This is a genomic window from Neisseria brasiliensis (assembly GCF_009671065.1).
Taxonomy (GTDB): Bacteria; Pseudomonadota; Gammaproteobacteria; order Burkholderiales; family Neisseriaceae; genus Neisseria; species Neisseria brasiliensis.
On sequence record NZ_CP046027.1, the window covers coordinates 1,915,056 to 1,939,408 of the forward strand.

The window sequence follows — 24,353 nt, forward strand, 5'->3', positions numbered from 1 at the left end:
ATGTCTATTCCTGCACATAATCGCGGTGGTTGCGGCTTAAGCCGTACACGGCGGCGCGGGCTTGTTTGATGGTTAAGCGGTTGTAGGTCAGGCGTTGGGTTTGGTTGTGGTCGTAAATATGGATTTCGCCTTGTTTGCGCGTTTGCTTGTGAGGGAACTCGCTTTTCAGCGTGCGCCATAATTCCAGCTTTACATGCACGATGGCGAACATATCGTGGGTGAGGTTCACGCCGACGCTGATTTCTTTTTTCGATTCCTGCAGGCAAAACGAGCGGTCGTTAAACAGACACAAACCTGAGTTGTTAGGATAGCGGTAAAGCTCGATTTTTACCGCTTCGGGCACATCAAACGCCGCGCGGAACATCTGTTCAAACAGCGAAGGTTGCGACACGCCGTCGCTCAACATGCCGTAAAGATTCGACAGCCAATTGACATAACCGTGAAAATTGAAATCGAAATCCTGCAAAATTGAGCGGATGCGCTTCGGGTCGCGTGCGCGGATTAAATGCACGAATTCGCGGCTCACATCAGGCAATTGGCGGCGGATGGCTTGGTGCAGGCGGTGGGCAAACAAGGTTTTGTGGTTGTTTGGGTTGCGCAAAATGCCCAATAGCTTCAAGCGCAGAATCCGCCAAATGGCATCGGGCGCTTTCAGATGGCCTGCAGGCAGGCTGCGCAGCATTTGGCATGAATCTTCATAGCCGCTTTCATGACGGTTGAACCAGCTTTCGAGATTGTATTGATTGGGCGAATCTTCAACAAAGGTTAGCGTGTAAAGGTTTTTGGCGGCCAGATTGGTGATAATATTCACATTATCCACTTCGCCGCGATAAGGCTTGTGAAACAGGCTGATCGGCAGGCGGTACACGTTTTGGTTTTGCGTGCCAACCGACGAATTATGCGCGTGCTGCCGCTGCTCGGTTTGTGCGACATAATGGTGCATTTTGGTCGGATTGGCGGTGAGCAAGGCAAACGGCTTGGTGTCGCATTCCGGATACTCGTAATCGCTGAGAATAAAAGCGTGTTTCATGTTTCAGACGGCCTAGAAAGCAAATCAGGCTTTATCATACTCTATATGGAGCAGAATGCAAAAAAGCTGAGGCCGTCTGAAAAGTGTTTTTCAGACGGCCTTGATATTCAAACCTTAGTTGGCGGATTAACCCAATGCTTTACGCGCACCGGCAAACAGACGCGCCCAGCCGGATTGTTCCGCCCAGTTTTCAGGTTTCCAGCTCATTTGCGCAGCGCGGAAGACGCGTTCCGGATGCGGCATCATGATGGTAACGCGGCCGTCGGCATTGGTGACGCCGGCAATGCCTTGCGGCGAGCCATTCGGGTTGAGCGGATAGGTTTGGGTGACTTGGTTCAAACCATCAACGTATTGCAGCGCGATGGCTAAATCGGCCGGTACTTGGCCGCCTTTGAGTGCAAAGTCGGCGCGGCCTTCGCCGTGGCTGACAATCACCGGCAGGCTGGCGCCTTGCATTTCGTTCAAAATCAGCGAAGGCGATTTGGTCACATTCACCATAGTCAAACGCGCTTCAAACTGTTCGCTTTCGTTGCGTTTGAATTTAGGCCATGTAGCGGTACCCGGAATGATGTCGGCCAAGTTGCTGACCATTTGGCAGCCGTTACACACACCCAGCGTGAGCGTGTTCGGATTGGCGAAGAAGGCGGCAAACTGGTCGCGCAAAGCAGGGTGGAATAGAATCGATTTCGCCCAGCCTTCGCCCGCGCCCAATACGTCGCCGTAGCTGAAGCCGCCACACGCTGCCAGCATTTGGAAGGTGTCGAGGTTCACGCGGCCGCTCATCAGGTCGGACATATGCACGTCATAGGCATCAAAACCGGCTTGATTAAAGGCGGCGGCCATTTCGATTTGGCCATTCACGCCTTGTTCGCGCAAAACAGCGATTTTTGGTTTTGCGCCGCTGTTGATAAACGGTGCGGCGATGTTTTCGTTCACATCAAAAGTCAACTCGGCAAACAGCGCGCTGCGTTGGTTGTCGCCGATTAAGGCAAACTCGCTGTCGGCGCAGGCCGGATTGTCGCGCAGCTTTTGAATGGCGTGGCTGGTTTCTTGCCATGCACGTTGCAGGTCGGCGCGGGATTGTTCCAGCAAGATGCCGTTTGCGTTGCGGATAACGATTTTTTCATCGGCAGCCAAGGTAGCGACGTTGTGTACATCAATACCGGCTTGGGCAAACAAGGCTTCTACAGCCGCTAAATCGGCCGCGTTCACCTGAATTACTGCACCCAATTCTTCATTAAACAAGGCACGGGCAGCGGCAGCGTTTTGGTCTGCTTGTGCAGCGGTCAATGCGCTGATGTCCACATTCAAACCCACGCGGCCGGCAAACGCCATTTCCGCCAAGGTTGCAAACAAACCGCCGTCGCCACGGTCGTGGTAGGCCAGCAGTTTGTCTTCGGCAACCAATTGCTGAATGGCGTTGTAAAATGCTTTCAGACGGCCTGCTTCAATATCCGGCGCTTGGCCTGCCATTTGATTATACACCTGACCCAAAGCCGAGCCGCCCATGCGGGCTTGGCCGTTGCCCAAGTCAATCAGCAGCAAGGTGCTGTCTGACACGTTTTGCAATTCAGGCGTGATGGTTTTGCGCACGTCTTTTACCGGCGCGAACGCAGTAATAATCAGGCTCAAAGGCGAAACCACGGATTTTTGTTCTGCTTCGTCTTGCCATACGGTTTTCATCGATAGCGAATCTTTGCCCACGGGAATGCTGATGCCCAGTTCCTGACAGGTTTGGGAAACGGCTTCGACTGTGCGGTAGAGTTTTTCGTCTTCGCCTTCGGTACCGCAGGCGGCCATCCAGTTGGCGGAAAGTTTGATGTTGCCCATCTCGCCGATGTTGACAGCGGCGATGTTGGTAATCGCTTCGCCGACACACATGCGGCCGGAAGCCGGTGCGTCAAACAGGGCGACAGTCGGTTTTTCCCCCATAGACATGGCTTCGCCTTGATAGGTGTTGAAACCCATCATGGTCACGGCGCAATCGGCTACCGGTGTTTGGTATTTGCCGACCATTTGGTCGCGGTGGGTCATGCCACCCACACTGCGGTCGCCGATGGTAATCAGGAAGTTTTTTGCAGCGACAGTCGGCAAGCGCAGCACGCGGTAAGCGGCTTCGGTGATGTCGATGGCAGAAGAGTCAAACTGGCTTTCAGACGGCGTTACGGTGGTGTCGTTGCGGGTGGTTTTAGGTGGTTTGCCGAGCAAAACATTCAGCGGCAAATCGACCGGATTGTTGTCGTACAAATCATCACGCACTTGCAGATGACCGTCATCGGTGGCCACACCAACCACGGCAAACGGGCAGCGTTCACGTTCGCAAATGGCGCGGAAGGTGTCTAAATCTTGTTCCAAAATCGACAACACATAACGCTCTTGCGATTCGTTACACCAGATTTGCAGTGGGGTCAGGCCGTGTTCTTCCAAAGGCACATCGCGCAGCTTGAATTTTGCACCACGGCCGGCATCGTTAACCAATTCAGGGAAAGCGTTTGACAAGCCGCCCGCGCCCACGTCGTGAATGGAGATAATCGGATTGTCGTCGCCCAGCTGCCAGCAGCGGTCGATGACTTCTTGCGCGCGACGTTCGATTTCAGGGTTGCCGCGTTGTACCGAGTTAAAGTCTAAAGAAGCGTCGTTGGTACCGGTATCCATAGACGAAGCCGCGCCGCCTCCGAGACCAATCAGCATGCCCGGGCCGCCGAGTTGGATTAATAATGCGCCTTCAGGGATTTCGTCTTTATGCGTTTGCTGCGCCTGAATGTTGCCCAAGCCGCCGGCAATCATAATCGGCTTGTGGTAGCCGCGCACTTGACCGTCGACTTTTTCTTCAAAGGTGCGGAAATAGCCCAGCAGATTAGGGCGGCCGAATTCGTTGTTAAACGCCGCGCCGCCGATTGGGCCTTCAATCATGATGTCTAAAGGCGAAGCGATGTGGCCGGGTTTGCCGTAGCCTTGTTCCCAAGGCTGTTCCAAACCGGGGATATTCAGGTTGGACACGGTAAAGCCGGTCAAGCCTGCTTTCGGGCGCGAACCTTTACCGGTCGCACCTTCGTCACGAATCTCACCGCCCGCTCCGGTGGCCGCGCCTGCAAATGGGGCGATGGCGGTCGGGTGGTTGTGGGTTTCCACTTTCATGATGATGTGGGTGTCTTCTTCGTGGAAACGGTAGCCGTGGTTATCGGCGGCATTAGGATAGAAACGCTCGATTTTCGCGCCTTCAATCACGGAAGAGTTGTCTTTGTAGGCCACGACTGTGCCTTCAGGGTGGGCTTCGTGGGTGTCACGAATCATGCGGAACAGCGACTTAGGCTGTTTTTCGCCGTTCAAAATAAAATCGGCGTTGAAGATTTTGTGGCGGCAGTGTTCCGAGTTGGCTTGTGCGAACATCATCAGCTCGACATCGCTCGGATTACGGCCTAAGGCTTGGTAGTTTTCCACCAAATAATCGATTTCGTCAGGCGACAAGGCCAAGCCCATTTCGCTGTTGGCTTTGACCAAGGCTTCTTTACCGCCGTTTAGCAAATCGACGGTTGAGAAAGTTTCCGATTGGATGTGGTGGAACAATTGCGCCGCCGCATCAATGTCGGTCAACACGCTTTCGGTCATGCGGTCGTGCAACAGCGCCACCCATTGTTGTTGCTGCTCGGCAGTCAAATCGCCGCGAATCCACACCGCCATGCCGCGCTCAATGCGCTCGATGCCCTCAAGACCACAGTTTTCCGCGATGTTGGTGGCTTTAGAAGCCCAAGGCGAAATCGTGCCCAAGCGTGGGGTAATCAAAAATAAATGCAAGCCGTTTGTGGGCTTTGGTGTTTCGGCAACACGGTCAGCTTCCAGCAAGGCTTGCAGTTTTTCAACGGTCTCAGCGTCTAAAGTATTTTCGCTGCTGACAAAATACCAAAATTCGCTTTCCAGCTTCGCTTCAGGCAGGCCGGTGGCGGCTGCTTTTTGAAACAGTTTTTCAACACGGAAATCAGACAGGGCGGTAACGCCGCGCAAGGGCAAAACAACAGACATGGATTCGGCTCTCAAATGCGGTTGGGAAAAACGATATTATACGCATAATAGGGCTATTTTGCTTGGGTATTTTGCCGCGAAGTGTCAACAATTCACACCATAAAACGCGATTGAATAAAAAAGCGGATTGTGATAATTTTCCAGTCATCTTTTCCTGTTTAGACGGCCTTGATGATTAACTTGATGATTAATGTATGCCGTCTGAAAAACAAATAGAAAGCCAGCCATGAAAAAAATCGAAGCCATCATTAAACCTTTCAAACTCGACGACGTGCGCGAAGCCTTAACCGAAATCGGCATCACCGGCATGACCGTGACCGAAGTAAAAGGATTCGGCCGCCAAAAGGGTCACACTGAAATCTACCGCGGTGCAGAATACGCCGTCGATTTCCTGCCGAAAGTGAAAATTGAGCTGGTGTTGGCCGATCATGATGTGGAACGCGCCATCGAAGCCATCATCGAAAACGCCCGTTCGGGCAAAATCGGTGACGGCAAGATTTTTGTGTACCCGGTGGAAGAAGCAATCCGTATCCGCACGGGTGAGCGCAGCGAAGCGGCGGTGTGATTGGTTAGCAATCAGAAAATGCCGTCTGAAAGGTTTGCTTTCAGACGGCATTGTTATTACTGGGCGGTGACGATGCGGTTAATTTGCCATTCGAGAAATTCCGTGTACACGCTGCCTTTTTTGATGTGTTTCAGGTCGTGTTCATTCGGCTGGGTAGGCGAATCAGCATGCAAATCTCCTTGTGTTTTAGACCAAGGGTGGAATTTTTGATTATGCAGATGATAGAAGCCGTTTTCAGTAATGAGCACTTCTTTATTGTAACCATAACCGCACCAAGGCGAATTGGCTTGTGGCGCAGTCAGATTGCAGCCTGTGTCGTAATAAGGTGTATCAGACAGGCTTAAATGATACAGTGTCGGTAAAACATCCTTATGCGAACCCGCTCGCTCCGGCTGATACACTGTTTGATGGCGGTATTTCTCCGGAACATAAAGATAAAATGGCACACCATGCCCTAAAGCCACTTCATTGGCTTCGGGGTAGCCGATGGCACGCATATTATGATCGCCTGTTGCTGCGATAATGGTATCGGGCGTTGTTTGCTTCACGTTGGCGATAAAGCCGCCCAATTGGTCGTTGCTGTAGCGGAAGGTGTTGAAAATCTCATTCAATTCTTTACCTTGCGCCAATGCTTTTAAGCGAGCGGATTCAGATTCTGTTAAGCGGAAATCGACACTTTGTTGCGTATCGGGTAAGCGGTAAGGCGGATGGTTGGTGACAGACAGCATCATGATGAATACGGGCTGCTTTTGCTGTTCTGCTTTTTGCAGCAATTCTTCTGCATAGCGGAACATATACTCATCAGGAATCTGCTGGATTTCGCTTCAGGGAAGCGGTCTTTCAAGCCATTTTCATCAATGATTTCATCCACACCCAAATGACGCAGGAAGGTATCAAAATCACGCCAGCCGCCGTTGCCTGCGGTGAGATAAACAATGTGATAACCGGCATCGGCATAAGGTTTGAACATATTGCTGATGAAGGTTTTGTTTTTCGCAGTCGATTGGCTTAAGTCTAAGCGGGGGCTGCGCACAAACAGGCGGTGTAGGGTATCACTGGTGCCATCGCCTTCAGAAATAAACTTTTTATATACCCAATCTGATTGCCAATGCGGTTTCAGACGGCCTAATAAGTTTCTTTCGGCATTGTCGAAATCCAATAAATGGCTGCTCATGCTCTCCATCACGGCCAACACGATATTCGGTTTTTTCTGCGCTACGGTAGGGTTGGCAGGCGTGTTTTTTACCAGCTGCTGTAAATCAGCAGTTGCTTCAGTTTCCAAGAGTTGACTGATTATGCGGCTGCCGTCTGCATCGCTGACAGGCTCAAAATAGCTGCTGTTGCGATATTCTTTTCTTGCCCAGTCTAAAGAAATCAAGGCATTAGGAACCAGTTTGTTCAATTGCGGAGCGGCGGAAATCTGCATGGCGGTTTGGCGCAAAGGAAATTTGCCCACGGAACCGCGAATGCCTAATGTTAACGCCAATAATGGCAGCACAATACCGGCAACCCAGAGCCATACCGGTGCAGCTGCCTGTTGATTGGCGCGTGGTAATTTGTTGAGCAACCAAGCAAATAATCCGCCCAAAACCAGCAATGCCAAGCTGCCGGAAACAACGGGGTAATCCGACCAAATGGTTTTAATAACCGCATTGGTGTCTTCATCAAACAGCCCGAAGACAAAAACATCAAATTGTTTTTCATAAACAGAGAAATAAAACCAGTTGCCCAAGGCAAAGGCGATGGAAATGACGAAGAATAAGGTTAAAAGTTTTTTGTGGATTTTTTGATAAATGCGTGCCAATGTCGGGTGGATTAAGCTTACCAAAAGCAATAGAAAGGCGACGGCAGATAAGAGCGATGAGGCTTTAATATCAAACAATAAACCTTTTAAAAACAGTGGTGTAATATCATCACGATATTGTTGGGTAATATTTTCGGAAACAAAATGATTCAGCATGAGAAAACGTTCTAAGCTGAATGCCAAGATGAGTGAAAGCCAAAAAACAAAAGTTTGTTTCAGGCCGGCGCGATAAACTGCCCAACGGGAGAAGGTTTTATTGAAAGTAATATCGTTAGCCATGTTTTAGACCGGTTAAAAAAATCGAAATATTATGGCATATTTTTGCTAAACTTAACAATAATGCCGTCTGAAAGCATATCTTTCAGACGGCATGGTTATTTCTAACGAAACCGGTGTTAAATCTCAAAGGTATCCGCTTCATCACCCCCGCGAATCATGCCGGCGGCGACGGTGTGGTTGGTGGCTTCATCGATGATGATAAACGCACCAGTGGCCGGGCTTTGCTCGTAGGTAGTGGCGTTGAGCGGCTGTTGGGTTTTCAGGCTGACGCTGCCGATATCGTTGAGTTTCAGCTCGGTGGCGGATTGCACTTGGCTTAGGGTGTTTACGTCCCAAACGTAGGCGATTTCGCTGATTTTGACGGCGGCGGTTTGGGTGGTGTGTTTCAGCAGGTATTTGCGGCGCGGGTTGAGCGGAATATCGTCGAACCAACACAGCGCGGCTTGGAATTGCTGGCTTGGCGCAACAGGGCTGTCGGCGGCGACGATGGCATTGCCGCGCGAGATGTCGATGTCGGTGTCGAGCGTAATGGTCAATACTTCGCCGGCTTCGGCAGTATCGGTTTTGCCGTTCGGATTGTAAATCTCGGCGATTTTGGCGGTTTGGCCGTTGGGTAATACTTTGACTGCATCGCCCACTTTCAGACGGCCTGCTTCCAAACGGCCTTGGTAGCCGCGGAAATCGTCGCTGCTGCTGCCGTCTTGGCGCGCCACACGTTGCACGGGGAAATGGGTGGCTTGGGCGAGCGCGTCTTTACGGGAAACGGGCAGGCTTTCCAAGAGCGGCAGCAAAGGCAAACCCTGATGCCACGGCGTTTGCGCGCTGGCGTTGACGATGTTGTCGCCTTTCAAGGCGCTGATGGGCAGGAAATGCACGTCGGCGGTGAGGCCGATTTGTTGGGCGAGCTTTTGATAGGCGGCGGTGATGGCTTGGTATTTGCTTTCGTCAAAATCGAGCAAGTCGAGTTTGTTGACGGCGACAATGATGTTCGGGCAGCCGAGCAGTTTCAAAATGGCGCTGTGGCACTTGGTTTGCGGCAGTAAAACTGGTTCTTCGCCGCTGAAATCAACGCGGGTGGCATCGACCAAGACGATGGCGGCATCGGCGGTCGAAGCGCCGGTGACCATGTTGCGGGTGTATTGTTCGTGGCCGGGCGTGTCGGCGATGATGAATTTGCGTTTTGGTGTGGCGAAATAGCGGTAGGCCACGTCGATGGTGATGCCTTGTTCGCGCTCGGCGGCCAAGCCGTCGGTGAGGCTGGCGAAATCGGGTGTGTCGCCGTTTTCAGAGGCTTTGTTGAGCTTGTCGATTTGGTCGGTCAGCAGGGTTTTGCTGTCGTAGAGCAGGCGGCCGATTAGGGTGGATTTGCCGTCGTCAACGCTGCCAGCGGTGATGAAACGGAGTAATGGGGCGGTGGTGGCGGTCATGTGCGTTCCTTCATATTGGGTTTGCCGATACTTTAACGAGGCCGCCTGAAAATGGGAAAGAATGGTTTGTTTATAATAAAGATGATTTTGTTATATCAATGATGAGGCCGAGACCTTTGCAAAATCCCTATCTTTGGCACATTTCTTCATTGCGCGCTGCTACAACTTTGAACTGTACTCAAATCTAGGATTTTGCAAAGGTCTCAGGCCGTCTGAAAAGAAAATAAGCTTTCAGACGGCCTTGATAATCGGGTTTAAACACGTACTTGGCCGTTGCCCAACACAACCCATTTTTGCGAAGTCAGACCGTGTAAGCCAACCGGGCCGCGCACGTGGATTTTGTCGGTGGAAATGCCGATTTCTGCGCCTAAGCCGTATTCAAAGCCGTCAGCAAAACGGGTGGACGCGTTGACCATCACGCTGGCGCTGTCCACTGCGCGCAGGAAGACTTGCGCATCGGTGTAAGACTCGGTGATGATGGAATCGGTGTGGTGGCTGCCGTGGGTGTTGATGTGGGCGATAGCTTGGGTCAAGTCATCGACAATTTTCACCGCTAAAACAGGGGCGAGGTATTCGGTGTCCCAATCTTCTTCGGTGGCGGCGTTGATGTTGTGCAAAATCGCCAAAGTGCGTTCGCAACCGCGCAGCTCGACTTGTTTTTCTGCGTATTTTTCTGCCAGCAAAGGCAACATTTCTTCGGCGCGTGTGGCGTGAATCAGCAGGGTTTCCATGGTGTTGCAAGTGCCGTAGCGGGAAGTTTTGGCATTGAAGGCGATGCCAATGGCTTTTTGCGTATCGGCGGCTTGGTCGATGTACACATGGCAAATGCCGTCGAGATGCTTAATCACCGGCACGCGTGCTTCGGCGGCGATGCGGGCAACCAGCGATTTGCCGCCGCGCGGAATGATGACATCAATCAGTTCAGGGCTTTGCAGCATGGTGCCGACGCTTTCGCGGCTGGTGTTTTCAATCACGCTCACGGCGGCCGGCGGTAAATCGTTTTCGGTCAGCGCTTGGCGGATGAGTTTGGCAATTGCCATATTGCTTTCAAAGGCTTCGCTGCCGCCACGCAACACGCAGGCATTGCCGGATTTCAGGCATAAGGCGGCTGCATCGATGGTAACGTTTGGGCGTGATTCGTAAATGATGCCGATCACACCCAGCGGCACGCGCATTTTACCGATTTGCAAACCGTTTGGGCGGGTACGAAATTCGTCCATCTCGCCGACCGGATCAGGCAGCGCGGCCACTTGGCGCAAACCTTCGCACATGGATTCGACAGTTTTTTCTGTTAATTTCAAGCGGTCGAGCAGGGCGGAATCCAAGCCTTTGGCGGCAGCGTTTTCCATGTCTTGCGCGTTGGCAGCCAGAATGGCGGTTTGGTGCTGCGCAATCAATTCGGCCATGCGCAACAGCGCGGCGTTTTTCTGTGCGGTGGTGGCGTTTGCCATCAGATAGAAAGCCTGTTTGGCCGCGGTGGCGGTGTCGCGGACGTATTGTTGAATATCCTGCATGATTGTGTGCCTTTATTATATGAACGAGATTGACAATGATGATAAGGCCGTCTGAAAGGGAATTCAAGCAAAAAAGCGTGGAAATAGGTTTGCCCGCCTGATTGATTTATAATTGTGTTTTGCTTGTGCATTTTTTTAAAACTCATGACCAATACTTTTTACCGCTGGCTGATTGCTGTGAAGAAACCAGCCAACCAACTTTGGCTGGTACCCGCTTATTGGGCGATTTTTGCCGTGATTTTTGCCTTTATTGCGCGCTTTTTCGGTGATATGTTGCAAGCGGGTATCTTGCCCGATATTGAACGCAGCACCTTAGACGGCCTGTTGAGCATTGTGGCATCAAGTATGCTTTCGGTAAGCACGTTTTCGCTGTCGATTATGGTGTCGGCGTTTTCATCAGCGGCCAATGGTGCCACACCACGCGCCATGAATTTGGTGATGGCCGATGACAATACGCGCACCGCCATCGCCAGCTTTATCGCCGCGTTTATCTATGCCGTAATCGCCAAAACCGCGTTGGGCATGGAATATTACGGGCAAAACGGCCGCTTTATTTTGTTTGTCGGCACGATTGCGGTGTTGGTGTATTTGATTGTGACGCTGATTCGTTGGGTGTTTACCCTGTCGCAACTGGGCAGCTTGGGTAACACTTTGAACAAAATCAGTGCCAAAACCGAAAGCGCGCTGGATCATTATTACACCGCACCCGATATGGGCGCGGCGTGGAAAGGCAGCTTGCAGCAGCCGGTGCGCCCGATTTATGCTAAGCAGCCCGGTTATCTCACCCACATCGATATGGCATCGTTGCAAAAGCTGGCGGAAGAGCATGAAACGTATGTCTCAATTATTATTAGGCCGGGCAAATTGTTAACGCCCAACACCGTAATGGCGTGTTTGTCTGCCGGTCAAGACGATGCGGATTTGGCGGACAAATTCGCCGGATGCTTCGTCATCAACCAAGAGCGCACCTATGAACAAGATCCGCAATGGGGCTTGAATGTGTTGAGTGAAGCTGCCCAACGCGCCTTGTCGCCCGGCATCAACGATCCCGGCACCGCCATCAGCGTGATGGTGATGATATTGCGTTTGCTGACCAAGCCGAATCCTGAATGCGAAGAAACGCAATATGACCGCTTGTCTATCATCGCCGCCGACAGCAACCAATGGGTGCCGCAAACCTTTTTACCCATTGCGCGCGACGGTGCAGGCGCAGCCGAAGTCGGCCTGACCATGCAAAAAGTGCTGGCCGGTATTGCTGCCAACAGCCAAGATCCGCATATTGCCGCCTCGGCTGCAGATACCGCGCATGCGGTGTTAAAGCGTTTTGAACAAATTTTGGATTTTGAAGACGATAAGGAAAGATTGTTGCGGCAGCATGAGGAATTGTTTGGACAAGTTACGAAAGATTAAATCAATGATTTAATTAATGATATTTAAAAAGCCATGCCGTCTGAAACTTTTCAGACGGCATGGCTTTTATCTATGGCGATTATGCTTATTCTACATGAATTTTCAATAAAGCCTGTTCGACCATTTGCGGCTCGATTTTGTTCAAGCAATCGGTGTGTCCCAGCGGACATTCTCGCTTAAAGCAAGGTGAGCAATCGAGATTAAGGGTGACGATTTCGGCTTTGTTGCTCAACGGCGGTGTGTGGTCGGGGCTGGACGAGCCGTACACAGCGGCGAGTTTGCGGTCGAGCGCGGCAGCAAGGTGCATGAGGCCGCTGTCGTTGCAGACCACGTTTTCAGCGCAGGCCAGTAAATCAATGGCTTCGGAAAGCAAGGTTTTGCCGCATAAATTGGTGCAGAGGCCGTCTGAAAGCTGGTTGATTTCTTCAGCGATGTCAAAATCTTTTTGCGAGCCAAACAGCCAAACCTGCCAGCCTTTGGCCAGATGGTTTTGCGCTAAACCGGCGAAGTGACGTGCCGGCCAGCGTTTGGCGGGGCCGAATTCTGCGCCGGGGCAAAAGGCGATAATCGGTTTGTCGGTATTTAATCCATGCTTGGCTAAAGCGGCTTGCTGGCTGGCGGCATCGATTTGGAACAAAGGCTGGTCGGAATGACCGTTAAAATCGGCTTGGCTCGGATGGGCAAGCGCGGTGTAGCGGTCGACCATCAGCGGTAGGGCAGCTTTGTCGAGCTTGCGGATGTCGTTAAGCAAAATATAGCGCGATTCGCCTACATAGCCGGTGCGCTGTTTGATGCCGGTAGCCAAGGCGATGATGGCGGATTTGAGTGAGCCGGGCAGCACGATGACTTGGTCGTAACCGCGTTTGCGCAGTTCACGCCCGGCTTGCCAGCGTTTTTTCAAATCCAATGCACCGTGGCCGAACGGGTTTTCCAGAATCTCGTTCACTTCCGGCATGCGCTCGAAGACCGCCATCGACCATTTCGGGGCGAACACGTCGATGGTGCAGCCCGGATGTAGCTCGTGCAGGCGGCGGTAAAGCGGCTGGGTCATAACACAATCGCCAATCCAGCTTGGGGAAATGATGAGGATTTTTTTAGACATGGTTTGCGGGCAGTGATTTATGTAATAGGGCATTATTTTAATGCAGAATAGGAAAGGCCGTCTGAAAAAATGTTTTTCAGACGGCCTTTGAATTTAACACAGACTTTACAGCAACACTTTCTCCACGCCGCCGTTGTTGGCTTTATCGACAAACTCATTCAGCCAGTTGTCGCCCAAAATGTGCTTGGCCATTTCGATGACGATGTAGTCGGCCGGCATGTCGTTGTCGTCGCGGTAGCGGCTCAAACCTTGCAGGCAGGCAGGGCAGGAAGTGAGCATTTTCACCGGCTGGCCTTGCGGCAGCTCTTTGAGGTTTTTCTCGATTTCTTCCTGTTTGCGGAATTTCACCTGCGATGCGATGTCGGGGCGTTTCACGGCAAACATACCGGATTCGCCGCAGCAGCGGTCGCTTAACACCACTTTTTGTCCCATTAATTCGCTGGCCATTTGGGTGGCGTTCATGGTTTTAATCGGGCTGTGGCATGGGTCGTGATACAGGTATTGCTGGCCTTCCACACCGTCGAGTTTCACGCCTTTTTCCAACAGGAATTCGTGGATGTCGATGATGCGGCAGCCGGGGAAAATTTCCTCAAAGCGGTATTTTTCCAGCTGGTCGTAACAGGTGCCGCAGCTGACGACCACTGTTTTGATGTCGAGGTAGTTCAGCGTGTTGGCCATGCGGTGGAAAAGCACGCGGTTATCGGTGCTCATTTGCTCGGCACGGGCTTTGTCGCCGCCCGCATCTTGCGGATAACCGCAGCAGAGATAACCCGGCGGCAACACGGTTTGCACGCCGACATGCCACAGCATCGCTTGGGTGGCCAAACCGATTTGGCTGAACAAACGCTCGGAGCCGCAGCCTGGGAAGTAGAACACGGCTTCGCTGTCATCGGCAGTTTGCGGGTTGCGGATAATTGGGATGCTCTTGTCGTCTTCAATGCCCAATAATGAGCGCGGTGTTTTGGCCGGTACGCCTTTTGGCAGCGGGCGGTTGATGAAGTGAATCACCTGCTCTTTAATGCTCGGCTTGTTGACGGTGGCGGCTGGTGCGGCTTTTTCTTTTTTCACAATCGGGAACATTTTGCCCAATTTGTAGGCAAAGTTCTGCGCCGGAAAGCCGGTTTGAATCATCGCGCCGCGCAGGGCTTTGATGGCTTTGGGGTTGGTGGCGTTCAAAAACGCCATGCCCATCGCCGCTGCCGGCACGGTGGTGCTGTGGCCGGTTTCGTTCAGGTAATTGCGGATGGCCACGGTCACGTCGCCGAAGTCAATGTTGACCGGACACGGTTTCACGCAGCGGTGGCACACAGTGCAGTGGTCGCCGATGTTGGTCAGCTCGTCAAAGTGCTTCAACGACACGCCGCGGCGGGTTTGCTCTTCGTAAAGGAAGGCTTCGGTCAACAGGCCGACACCGAGAATTTTGTTGCGCGGGCTATAGAGCAGGTTGGCGCGCGGCACATGGGTTGAACACACCGGTTTGCATTTGCCGCAGCGCAAGCAGTCTTTCACCGACTCGGCAATCGTGCCCAAAGACGATTTTTCCATGATCAGTGATTCCGCGCCGAGTAATTCAAACGACGGCGTGTAGGCGTTGCGCAGGTCCGCGCCTTTCATCAATTTGTGGCGGTTGAAGCGGCCTTCGGGATCGACTTTGGCTTTGTAATCCCAAAACGGCTGCATGTCTTCATCGCTCAAAAATTCCATTTTGGTGATGCCGATGCCGTGTTCGCCGGAAATCACGCCGTTTAAGCTGCGGGCGATTTGCATGATACGGTCAACAGAGTGATAGGCCGTCTGAAGCATTTCGGCATCGTCGGAATTCACCGGAATATTGGTGTGTACGTTGCCGTCGCCAGCATGCATGTGCAGCGCGACAAATACGCGGCCGCGCACGATTCTGCCGTGGATTTTGGCCAAATCTTCGAGAATTTTCACGTCGGTTTTGCCGCTGAAAATTTCGCTCAAAGGCTTCATCACATCGGATTTAATTGATACGCGTAAACGGAAATCGCGGAAGGCGATAAAGCAGCTTTCGTCATCACGCGCTTCCGGATCGGCAAATACTGCTTTGCTGTAACGCGCTTTGTATTCGCTCAACGGCGCATCAAGATTGGCCAGCAGCCATTCCCAGCGCTCTTTAACCGCGGAAACATGATTCAGCGCGTGGGTGGCGCGGTCGCCCAATAATTCTTTGCTTGGCAAGTCGGTGCCCATCGCATCGACTGGCAGACGGCCTTGCAGGTAATCGAGCAGGGCGGCGCACAGGGTGAGCTTGTTTTTAATCGATAATTCGATGTTGATGCGTTCGATGCCGTCTGAATATTCGCCCAAGCGCTCAAGCGGAATCACCACGTCTTCATTGATTTTGAAGGCGTTGGTGTGTTTGGCGATGGCTGCGGTGCGGCTGCGGTCGAGCCAGAAGGTTTTGCGCGCTTCAGGCGTGATGGCGATAAAGCCTTCGCCTTCGCGTTTGCGCGTCATTTCAATCATGTGCTCGGCTACTTCCTGCACGGCTTGTTCGTCGTCGGAAACCACATCCGCGAGCAACACCATTTTCGGGCGGCCTTTGCCGGCAGCTTTGGTGGCATAGCCGACCGCACGCACATAGCGCCAGTCGAGATGCTCCAAGCCCGCCAATTGCACTTTTTCATGCCCGAGTAGGTAATCTCGGATTTCAACGATAGATGGCGTGGCGTTGGCAACGGTGCCGAAAAATTCCATGCAGACGGTGCGGGTGTGTTTCGGCATTTTGTGCAACACAAAAGCCACACTGGTAATGATGCCGTCGGTGCCTTCTTTTTGGATGCCCGGTAAGCCGCTCAAGAATTTGTCGGTAACGTCTTTGCCCAAGCCGACTTTGCGGAATTTGTGGCCGGGAATTTCCAAACGTTCGGTTTTGACGATGTTATTGCCGCTGGTGTCAAGAGTGTGCACATCAAAAATCGCGGTTTTTTCATCGTGGATTTTGCCGAAATTATGGCGCACACGTTCAATGCGCAGCCATTCGCCTTTCGGGTTGACCATTTGCCAGTAGGCCAGATTGTCGAGCGCGGTGCCCCACAATACGGCTTTTTTACCGCCGGCATTCATGGCTGCATTGCCGCCGACGGTAGATGCGTCGGCAGAAGTAGGGTCAACGGCGAACACCAAGCCGGCTTTTTGCGCGGTTTCTTCCACGCGGCGGGTAACGACACCGGCACCGCAATGGATAATCGGATGCGTGCCGTCCAAACCAGGGAGGGTGACGAATTGCACGCCGTTGTGTAAATCGAGTTTTTCAGTATTGATGACTGCGCTGTTGGCATCCAACGGAATCGCACCGCCGGTATAGCCTGTGCCGCCACCACGCGGAATAATCACCAAATCCAGCTCAATCAGCGCACGTATCAAAGGCGCGACTTCGGCTTCGTTGTCGGGATTAATCACCACAAACGGATATTCCACGCGCCAGTCGGTGGCATCGGTCACATGCGTGACACGCGCCAAACCGTCAAACATAATATTGTGCGGCTTGGTGATTTGGCTCAAGCGCTCGAGAATCTGTTTGCGTTTTTGCTTGGTGATGTCGAAGCTGGCATCAAAATCCTGCACCGCAGTCAGGGCAGATTGCACCAAGGTTTCGACTTGTTGATTGTCGTCGCGGCGGTTTTGGATTTCAGTCAGGCGATGGCGCATTTCACGCACCAAAGCTTCGCGGCGCTTGGGATGCTCAAGCAGGTCGTCAACCAAATAAGGATTGCGCACCACCACCCACATGTCGCCCAATACTTCAAACAGCATACGCGCCGAGCGGCCGGTACGGCGTTGGCTGCGCAAATCTTGCAGGATATGCCAAGCTTCTTCGCCCAACAGGCGGATGACGATTTCGCGGTCGGTATAAGAGGTATAGTTGTAGGGGATTTCGCGGATGCGTTGCGGAGCAGCAGTCGTGGTCATGGGGTGTGGTCCGTATCTTTTTATTTTGACAATTTTTGGTTGTTCAGGCCGTCTGGAATTTCAGATAGTCTGTGACGAGGTGTGTTAATGTAGTTTAAATACCATTATTTTTCAATGGAAAAAGACCGTTTATTTTATACTGAAATCGCTTTTTATGGAATTTGTTTTGTTGACAATTTTACTGCTTTTTTAGTTGCATTTTTCGACTGTTTTAATGTTCAGACGGCCTGATGCCAGAATAGGCTTGAAATTTACCCGAAAAGCGTTATAATCATGGCTTCTTTGGCGGGTCTCCCCGCATGGTTATTTGGAACACCGGGTCAGGGGCGGAAGCCAGCAGCCCACTCTGATGCGCCAGTGCCGGGGGTTCGGCTCGCCACCTTATTTAAAAAACACCGCAAGCTTTGCTTGCGGTGTTTTTTTGTTTGGTCGTCTGAAAAGGTGGGTAGTTTGCTGTAATGCAATCTAGGAAAATGTTATGCATTAATGAATAAGTTTTTGATTCAAGTCAATTAATTAAACTATAAACAAAATGTCATAAAAATAAATGCATGATAAATATAGGTAATTTATTCAATTTTACAATTTCAGTTATTTATTGTTAAGAGCTTGTCAAAATGTTTTCGCTCGCCTACACCGCATGAAAAAAATATTTCCACTCCAATCAGAAAAGGGCGCTTCTTTTGGGAAAATTTATCCATGACGACACTCAGAAGCATTTGCCTGAGAATCTCTCGCTGAGAAGTGCGCAACCACCGGCGACCAGTTGGCGCGGGTTGATGATTACCTTGGTTGCTGCGCTGTTGAGTTTTGGTCTTTACTATATTCTGCCTTACGATGCTGAGGCGAATAAGGGTTTGGCGATTTTGTTGTTTGTCGGCATTATGTGGCTGACGGAAGCCGTGCACATCACCGTGACGGCGCTGCTGATTCCGGTATTGGCGGTGGTATTTCATGTGCCGGAGATGAATACCAAAACAGCGCTGGCCAATTTTGCCGACCCGATTATCTATATTTTCTTTGGTGGTTTTGCCTTAGCCGCCGCTATGCATATTCAGCGGCTTGACCGCAAGCTGGCTTTAAAGGTAATTGCTCTATCTCGTGGTAGCTTTCTTACCGCTTCGCTGCTGATTTTTGCAGCAGCGGCTTTTTTGTCAATGTGGATCAGTAATACCGCTACAGCAGCCATGATGTTACCTTTGGCCTTGGGCATGATGAGCCAATTGAATCCGGAAAAAGACCGCAACATCATCACTTTTGTACTATTGGGTTTGGCCTACAGCGCAGGTATTGGCGGTATTGGTACGTTGGTTGGTTCGCCGCCCAATGCCATTGCCGCCAAAGACTTGGGTTTGGATTTTATGGGCTGGATGAAATATGGTTTGCCAATGGTGTTGGTTTTGATGCCTGCTATGTTGGTTGCGCTGTTTTTAGTATTAAATCCCGATTTTAAGAAAATCAACATGGGCGATGTTGAACATGAAGATATTCCGTGGAACCTGCACCGCATTTTGACTGTGGTGGTCGCGGTTGGTACGGCATTGGCTTGGATGTTGAGCGGTAAAATCGCTGAAGCCACCGGCATTACCGCCATCGACAGCGTGATTGCCTTAACCGCCGCTGCATTGGTGGTGATTTTGGGCACGGTCGGTTGGCGTGAGGTAGCGCGTAACGTGGATTTGGGTGTGTTGTTGCTGTTTGGCGGCGGCATTACCTTGAGCAGCCTGATGCAGAAAACCGGTGCTTCGGCTGCGCTGGGTAATGAAGTGGCGCAAGTCTTGAGCGGCACGTCGCCATTATTGGTGACGATTGCGGTAACCGTGTTTATTATTCTTGTTTATTATTCTATTGACCAACTTCACAAGTAACACGGCTTCATCTGCTTTGCTGATTCCGATGTTTGCTTCGATTGCCAAGCAAATGGGCTTACCGGAAACCGCACTGGTGTTGATTATCAGCATTGGTGCATCGTGTGCGTTTATGTTGCCGGTGGGTACCCCACCGAATGCGCTGATTTTTGCTTCGGGCAAAATTCGCCAGCGGGAAATGCTCTCAGTAGGTTTGGTGTTGAGCGCATTTAGCGTGGTGATTATTACGATTTGGTCATATTTCTTTTTGATTTAAAATAGCTTTATTCAAAGGCCGTCTGAAACGTTCAGACGGCCTTTACTTCATGATGACGTGTCACTACAATGTTTTGATGTCAGCACATACTAGGGCGTGTCCTCAATTTAACTTAGCATGAATAATAGAGCAAGCCAAGTAAAGCATCGATTTAAAATTACGAGCTAATTTCTCATAGCGAGTAGCAATACTACGAAACTGCTTTAATCGTGCAAATGCATTCTCGACTAAGTGGCGTAATTTATAAAGGTAGCTATCAAAATCAGGGTTAGGTTTCTTGGCATTTTTACGCTTTGGTATAATAGCTTTCATACCGTGTTCTATCGCTTTATCTCTGATTTCTTGCGAGTCATACCCTTTGTCAGCGATAAAATACTGGGCTTCTTGTATGACTTCTATCAAGTCGTTTGCAACTTGACTGTCGTGCACGTTACCCCCAGTGACTTTAAAATCGAGCGGATTTCCATGCGAGTCCACACATAGGTGTATTTTTGTCGTGTTTCCGCCACGGCTTTGTCCAATTGTTCTATCGAAACCACGCCGAGCTCCACTTGCATGTTGATGACACCGTACATAACTTCCGTCGATGAATACCCATTCTTTGTCAATTTCTTTTCGTAGATCAAAAAAAAATTCTGCCACAAGCCTTTTTTAGACCATCGGTTAAAGCGGTTATAAGCGGTTTTCCATGACCCTAGCTCAATAGGTATGTCTCGCCATGGTGCACCTGTTCTTAGCTTCCATAGTATGGCTTCCATCACGGTACGGTCGTTCTTCCATCGATGACAGCCGTGCGCTTTCATGGTTATTTGTAATTGTTCCCATATGTTGTCAGTTATTGCGGTTCTCGCCATTGTTTGTGTTTGCCTATATTTCGTTGGAATATAGGGTTAAAATAGGGCTCTTTTGGGCTTATTCAAATTAGGGACACGCCCTAATAAAATATCACTTTTTTCATAACATAAATATTCACTTCCAAGTTGACTCTTATTTCCATATATTCCATTACTAGTTATTAGCTTGTTATATGGATTTTTAACATGAACAGTTATTTTATCGAAACTAAGATTTAGTATTCTGATGGTGGATTTAGGAAGGATTGTTAAACTTGGTTGTATTGCTAAATGTAGAAACTAGTAGCGTTGTTTACAGTATTTCCAGGAGAATACTAAAACATGAACATGCACAAAAACACCCGTCTCACCCCGCACCACCGCCAAGCCATTTGGCTGGCCTACACGCAGGAAAAGGAAAGCGTCACCTCCCTGGCACGCCGCTACCAAGTCAGCCGCGTCACCATTTACCGCGCACTTAAAGCCGCAAGAGGCAGACTGCTCAAACCCCAAACCAGTACCAACAACCGTTTCAAACAGGCAAAGTACGGAATGAAACGCCTGGCCAAGGTAGAACGCGGCATTCAGGAAAAACTCAAAAGGCAGGCCAAACGCTACAATAAATCCTATCCCGGAGAGCTGGTACATCTCGATACCAAACGGCTGCCGCTGCTCAAAGGGCAGAAAGCCACCGATAAGCGGGATTACCTGTTTGTCGCCATTGACGATTTCTCAAGGGAGCTATACGCCGCCATTTTGCCGGATAAAACCGCAGACAGTGCCGCCAAGTTTCTGACCGAACACCTGATTGATCCCTGCCCATACCTGATTGAGTGCGTTTACTCCGACAACGGTACGGAATATAAAGGCTCAGCCAACCATGCTTTCGGTGTAGCCTGTTATGAGAACGGGATTGGTCAAAAGTTTACCCGGGTTGCCCGTCCGCAGACCAACGGTAAGGCGGAACGGGTTATCCGCACCCTGATGGAGATGTGGCATGAGAAACAGTTGTTTGACAGTCCGGAACACCGGCGAAAGGAGTTGTGCCGCTTTGTTAATTTCTATAACACTGTGAAGCCGCACCGCAGTTTGAACGGCGATACGCCGTTTGAGGTCTTGCAGGCTTATTTTTCTCAACCTGTGGTGTAAACAACGCGATGATTTCCTACATGATAAATAATATATGCAGTAGGTCTAATGATAAAAACACCACATACTAAAAAGATTAGTACATAAAATAAGTAAACTATTGAGAATGCAAATGTGAAGATAATAAAAGTAATAGTTTCTCCTATTGTTATTCCTTTTGGGAAAAATCCGAGTTGGATGCAGTATATAATACAGACGGTTGCGCCAACCCATAGTGAGTTTTTCAAAATAGACCACAATGGGTTTTCCACTATATTTTTCCAGTATTTCTTGTCCATTTACTCCTATCCTTTAGATAGTTAAGTCATATGTTTTTTTAAGTATATTCCAGTATAACTCCCCTTAACCTTCGCCACCTGCTCAGGGCTACCTGAAGCAATAATCCTCCCCCCACCATCGCCGCCTTCCGGCCCCAAGTCAACAATATAATCCGCCGTTTTAATCACATCCAGATTATGCTCGATAATCACAATCGAGTTGCCTTTGCCTTTCAGACGGCCTATTACTTCTAATAGCAAAGCAATATCGGCAAAGTGCAAGCCGGTGGTTGGTTCGTCTAGGATATATAAGGTGCGACCGGTGTCGCGTTTGGATAATTCTAATGCCAGTTTCACGCGTTGGGCTTCGCCGCCGGAGAGGGTGGTGGCGGATTGGCCGAGGCGGATGTAACCGAGGCCTACGTCCATCAGGGTTTGCAGTTTGCGCGATACGGTGGGCACGGCATCGAAGAATGCTCGTGCTTCTTCCACGGTCATGTCCAGCACTTGGCTGATGTTTTTGCCTTTGTATTGGATTTCGAGGGTTTCGCGGTTGTAGCGTTTGCCGTGGCACACTTCGCAGGGCACATAGACATCGGGCAAGAAGTGCATTTCTACTTTAATCACGCCGTCGCCTTGGCAGGCTTCGCAGCGGCCGCCTTTGACGTTGAACGAGAAGCGGCCGACGTTGTAGCCGCGTTCGCGGGCAAGTGGTACGCCGGCGAACAGGTCGCGGATGGGGGTGAACAGGCCGGTGTAGGTGGCGGGGTTGGAGCGCGGGGTGCGGCCGATGGGGGATTGGTCGACGTTGATCACTTTGTCGAGGTGGTCGAGGCCGCTGATGTCGTCGTAGGGTGCGGGTTCTTCGTGGGCGCGGTTCAGCTCGCGGGCGGTGATTTTGGCCAGCGTGTCGTTAATCAGGGTGGATTTGCCGCTGCCGGATACGCCGGTGATGCAGGTAATCAAGCCCAGCGGCAGTTCGAGGGTGACGTTTTTGAGGTTGTTGCCGCGCGCGCCTTTTAAGACCAGCATGCGGTCAGGGTTGACCGGTGTTCTTTCAGACGGCACGGGAATGGTTTTGCGGCCGCTGAGGTATTGGCCGGTAATGGAATCTTTGCTTTGGGCAACTTTTTCCGGTGTGTCAGCAATCAAGACATTGCCACCGTGTTCGCCCGCACCCGGCCCCATATCGATGACGAAATCGGCTTCGCGGATGGCATCTTCGTCGTGTTCGACCACAATTACGCTGTTGCCCAAATCACGCAGGCGTTTGAGGGTGGCGAGCAGGCGGTCATTGTCGCGTTGGTGCAGGCCGATGGAAGGTTCGTCTAACACATACATCACGCCGGTCAGGCCGCTGCCGATTTGGCTGGCCAAGCGGATGCGCTGCGCTTCGCCGCCGGATAGGGTTTCGGCGGAGCGAGACAGGTTGAGGTAATCGAGACCGACGTTAATCAGAAAGCCCAAGCGCTCGGTGATTTCTTTGAGGATTTTTTCGGCAATTTGCTGCTTGTTGCCTTCTAAAGCCAGCGTTTCAAAGAAATTTAAGGTTTGGGTGAGCGGCCATGCGGAAATTTCGTGCAAAGGTTGTTTGCCGACATAAACATAACGCGCTTCTTTACGCAAACGCGCGCCGCCGCAGCTCGGGCAGGCGCGGTGGCTTTGGTATTCGCGCAGTTTGTCACGGATGGTTTCGCTGTCGGTTTCGCGGTAACGGCGTTCCATATTGGGGATAATGCCTTCAAAAGCATGGCTGCGTGTGAATGTGCCACCGCGCTCGGAAAGGTATTGGAATTCAATCACTTCCTTGCCCGAACCGTGCAACACGATTTTTTGGATATTGGCCGGTAATTCTTCAAACGGTGTTTTCACGTCAAAATCATAATGCGCGGCAAGCGATTGAATCATTTGGAAATAAAACTGATTGCGCTTGTCCCAGCCGTCAATCGCACCGGCGGCCAAAGACAATTCGGGATGTGCCACCACGCGCTCAGGGTCGAAGAAATTATTACTGCCTAAGCCGTCGCAGCTTGGGCAGGCACCGACCGGATTATTGAAGGAAAACAGGCGCGGTTCTAATTCTTGTAAGCTGTATGAACACACCGGACAGGCAAAACGCGCGGAAAACCAATGTTCTTCGCCGCTGTCCATTTCCAAAGCCAGCGCACGTTCTTCGCCGTGGCGCAGTGCGGTTTCAAAGCTTTCGGCCAAGCGCTGTTTGATGTCGGCTTTTACTTTCACGCGGTCGATGACCACATCGATGTCGTGTTTGATGTTTTTTTGCAGTTTCGGCACTTCATCCAGCGTGTACACTTCGCCGTCCACACGCACGCGTGCAAAGCCTTGCGCCTGCAAATCAGCAAAGAAATCAACAAATTCGCCTTTGCGGCCGCGCACGGCCGGTGCCAAAATCATCACGCGCGTGTCTTCCGGTAAGCCCAACACATGATCGACCATCTGCGACACGGTTTGGCTCGACAAAGGCAGGTCGTGTTCAGGGCAATAAGGCGTGCCGATGCGGGCATACAGCAAACGCAAATAATCGTGGATTTCGGTCACCGTGCCGACGGTAGAACGCGGGTTGTGACTGGTGGATTTCTGCTCAATCGAAATCGCCGGCGACAAGCCTTCAATCAAATCGACATCGGGTTTGTCCATCATCTGCAAAAACTGGCGCGCATAGGCGGAAAGGCTTTCCACATAGCGACGCTGGCCTTCGGCATACAGCGTGTCAAACGCCAAGCTGGATTTGCCGCTGCCTGACAAACCGGTGACCACCACCAATTTATGGCGCGGAATATCCAAATCGATGTTTTTCAAATTATGCGTGCGCGCGCCGCGGATGCGGATGGTGTCGTTGTCGGAAGCGTTTTTGTGATGATGGTTGCACATAGTGTTTAGGC

At 51.1% G+C, this 24,353-nt stretch carries 11 protein-coding genes, 1 other RNA gene and 2 pseudogenes; 5 read left to right on the forward strand and 9 right to left on the reverse strand.

Going from position 1 to position 24,353, the window contains the following annotated elements; translation table 11 throughout:
• Positions 1 to 4 precede the first annotated feature (4 nt).
• The gene (locus tag GJV52_RS09635) at positions 5 to 1,030 is read right to left on the reverse strand and encodes a hypothetical protein (protein WP_095501988.1); all 1,026 of its coding nucleotides are present in this window, start codon (positions 1,028 to 1,030) and stop codon (positions 5 to 7) included.
• A gap of 126 nt (positions 1,031 to 1,156) precedes the next feature.
• Positions 1,157 to 5,050 (reverse strand): phosphoribosylformylglycinamidine synthase, encoded by a 3,894-nt coding sequence (gene purL, locus GJV52_RS09640; RefSeq protein ID WP_100564077.1) that lies wholly within the window; start codon positions 5,048 to 5,050, stop codon positions 1,157 to 1,159.
• Positions 5,051 to 5,276: 226 nt separating this feature from the next.
• On the opposite strand from purL, the gene GJV52_RS09645 reads away from it, so the two are divergent.
• The gene (locus GJV52_RS09645; protein ID WP_095501990.1) at positions 5,277 to 5,615 is read left to right on the forward strand and encodes a P-II family nitrogen regulator; all 339 of its coding nucleotides are present in this window, start codon (positions 5,277 to 5,279) and stop codon (positions 5,613 to 5,615) included.
• Between the two features lie 56 nt (positions 5,616 to 5,671).
• On the opposite strand, the pseudogene GJV52_RS09650 reads toward GJV52_RS09645, so the two are convergent.
• From GJV52_RS09650 to GJV52_RS09660, 3 genes and pseudogenes are all read right to left on the reverse strand, one after another.
• A pseudogene (locus GJV52_RS09650) lies at positions 5,672 to 7,698 on the reverse strand (LTA synthase family protein).
• Positions 7,699 to 7,814: 116 nt separating this feature from the next.
• On the reverse strand, positions 7,815 to 9,125 hold the full coding sequence (locus GJV52_RS09655) for a sulfate adenylyltransferase subunit 1 (protein WP_095501992.1): 1,311 nt from the start codon (positions 9,123 to 9,125) through the stop codon (positions 7,815 to 7,817).
• Positions 9,126 to 9,379: 254 nt separating this feature from the next.
• A complete protein-coding gene (locus GJV52_RS09660) occupies positions 9,380 to 10,639 on the reverse strand; it encodes a glutamate-5-semialdehyde dehydrogenase (protein WP_095501993.1) in 1,260 nt (419 codons plus the stop codon).
• A 144-nt stretch (positions 10,640 to 10,783) separates the two neighbouring features.
• Here GJV52_RS09660 and GJV52_RS09665 point away from each other — a divergent pair, with 144 nt between their 5' ends.
• Positions 10,784 to 12,049 carry a DUF2254 domain-containing protein gene (locus tag GJV52_RS09665; RefSeq protein WP_095501996.1) on the forward strand — a complete coding sequence of 422 codons (1,266 nt, stop codon included), beginning with the start codon at positions 10,784 to 10,786 and terminating at the stop codon, positions 12,047 to 12,049.
• A gap of 85 nt (positions 12,050 to 12,134) precedes the next feature.
• On the opposite strand, the gene waaF is transcribed toward GJV52_RS09665, so the two are convergent.
• Both waaF and GJV52_RS09675 read right to left on the reverse strand, forming a co-directional pair.
• Positions 12,135 to 13,151 carry a lipopolysaccharide heptosyltransferase II gene (waaF, locus tag GJV52_RS09670; RefSeq protein ID WP_095501997.1) on the reverse strand — a complete coding sequence of 339 codons (1,017 nt, stop codon included), beginning with the start codon at positions 13,149 to 13,151 and terminating at the stop codon, positions 12,135 to 12,137.
• Between the two features lie 105 nt (positions 13,152 to 13,256).
• Positions 13,257 to 17,087: a DUF3683 domain-containing protein gene (locus GJV52_RS09675; protein WP_100564075.1), complete on the reverse strand. Its 3,831-nt coding sequence runs from the start codon at positions 17,085 to 17,087 to the stop codon at positions 13,257 to 13,259.
• Positions 17,088 to 17,371: 284 nt separating this feature from the next.
• On the opposite strand from GJV52_RS09675, the gene ffs reads away from it, so the two are divergent.
• An RNA gene (ffs, locus tag GJV52_RS09680) (signal recognition particle sRNA small type) lies at positions 17,372 to 17,468 on the forward strand.
• Between the two features lie 314 nt (positions 17,469 to 17,782).
• Positions 17,783 to 19,211: pseudogene (locus GJV52_RS09685) on the forward strand (SLC13 family permease).
• Between the two features lie 102 nt (positions 19,212 to 19,313).
• Here the strand turns inward: GJV52_RS09685 and GJV52_RS09690 are convergent.
• Positions 19,314 to 20,065 (reverse strand): IS5 family transposase gene (locus GJV52_RS09690; protein ID WP_195690036.1). Its coding sequence is split into 2 segments (ribosomal slippage): positions 19,314 to 19,846 and positions 19,846 to 20,065, totalling 753 coding nucleotides; the frame shifts between segments, so codons are not numbered across the junction.
• Between the two features lie 321 nt (positions 20,066 to 20,386).
• Here GJV52_RS09690 and GJV52_RS09695 point away from each other — a divergent pair.
• A complete protein-coding gene (locus GJV52_RS09695; RefSeq protein ID WP_154212829.1) occupies positions 20,387 to 21,193 on the forward strand; it encodes an integrase core domain-containing protein in 807 nt (268 codons plus the stop codon).
• A 299-nt stretch (positions 21,194 to 21,492) separates the two neighbouring features.
• Here the strand turns inward: GJV52_RS09695 and uvrA are convergent, their stop codons facing one another.
• Complete coding sequence (uvrA, locus tag GJV52_RS09700; protein ID WP_154212893.1) at positions 21,493 to 24,342, reverse strand: excinuclease ABC subunit UvrA; 2,850 nt, start codon at positions 24,340 to 24,342, stop codon at positions 21,493 to 21,495.
• Between the last annotated feature and the right edge of the window lie 11 nt (positions 24,343 to 24,353).

Bases quoted from the DNA above. Each gene is read 5' to 3' on its own strand.
- GJV52_RS09635 (WP_095501988.1), bottom strand. From the start codon at position 1,030: ATGAAACACGCTTTTATTCTCAGCGATTACGAGTATCCGGAATGCGAC.
- purL (WP_100564077.1), bottom strand. From the start codon at position 5,050: ATGTCTGTTGTTTTGCCCTTGCGCGGCGTTACCGCCCTGTCTGATTTC.
- GJV52_RS09645 (WP_095501990.1), top strand. From the start codon at position 5,277: ATGAAAAAAATCGAAGCCATCATTAAACCTTTCAAACTCGACGACGTG.
- GJV52_RS09655 (WP_095501992.1), bottom strand. From the start codon at position 9,125: ATGACCGCCACCACCGCCCCATTACTCCGTTTCATCACCGCTGGCAGC.
- GJV52_RS09660 (WP_095501993.1), bottom strand. From the start codon at position 10,639: ATGCAGGATATTCAACAATACGTCCGCGACACCGCCACCGCGGCCAAA.
- GJV52_RS09665 (WP_095501996.1), top strand. From the start codon at position 10,784: ATGACCAATACTTTTTACCGCTGGCTGATTGCTGTGAAGAAACCAGCC.
- waaF (WP_095501997.1), bottom strand. From the start codon at position 13,151: ATGTCTAAAAAAATCCTCATCATTTCCCCAAGCTGGATTGGCGATTGT.
- GJV52_RS09675 (WP_100564075.1), bottom strand. From the start codon at position 17,087: ATGACCACGACTGCTGCTCCGCAACGCATCCGCGAAATCCCCTACAAC.
- GJV52_RS09695 (WP_154212829.1), top strand. From the start codon at position 20,387: ATGAACATGCACAAAAACACCCGTCTCACCCCGCACCACCGCCAAGCC.
- uvrA (WP_154212893.1), bottom strand. From the start codon at position 24,342: ATGTGCAACCATCATCACAAAAACGCTTCCGACAACGACACCATCCGC.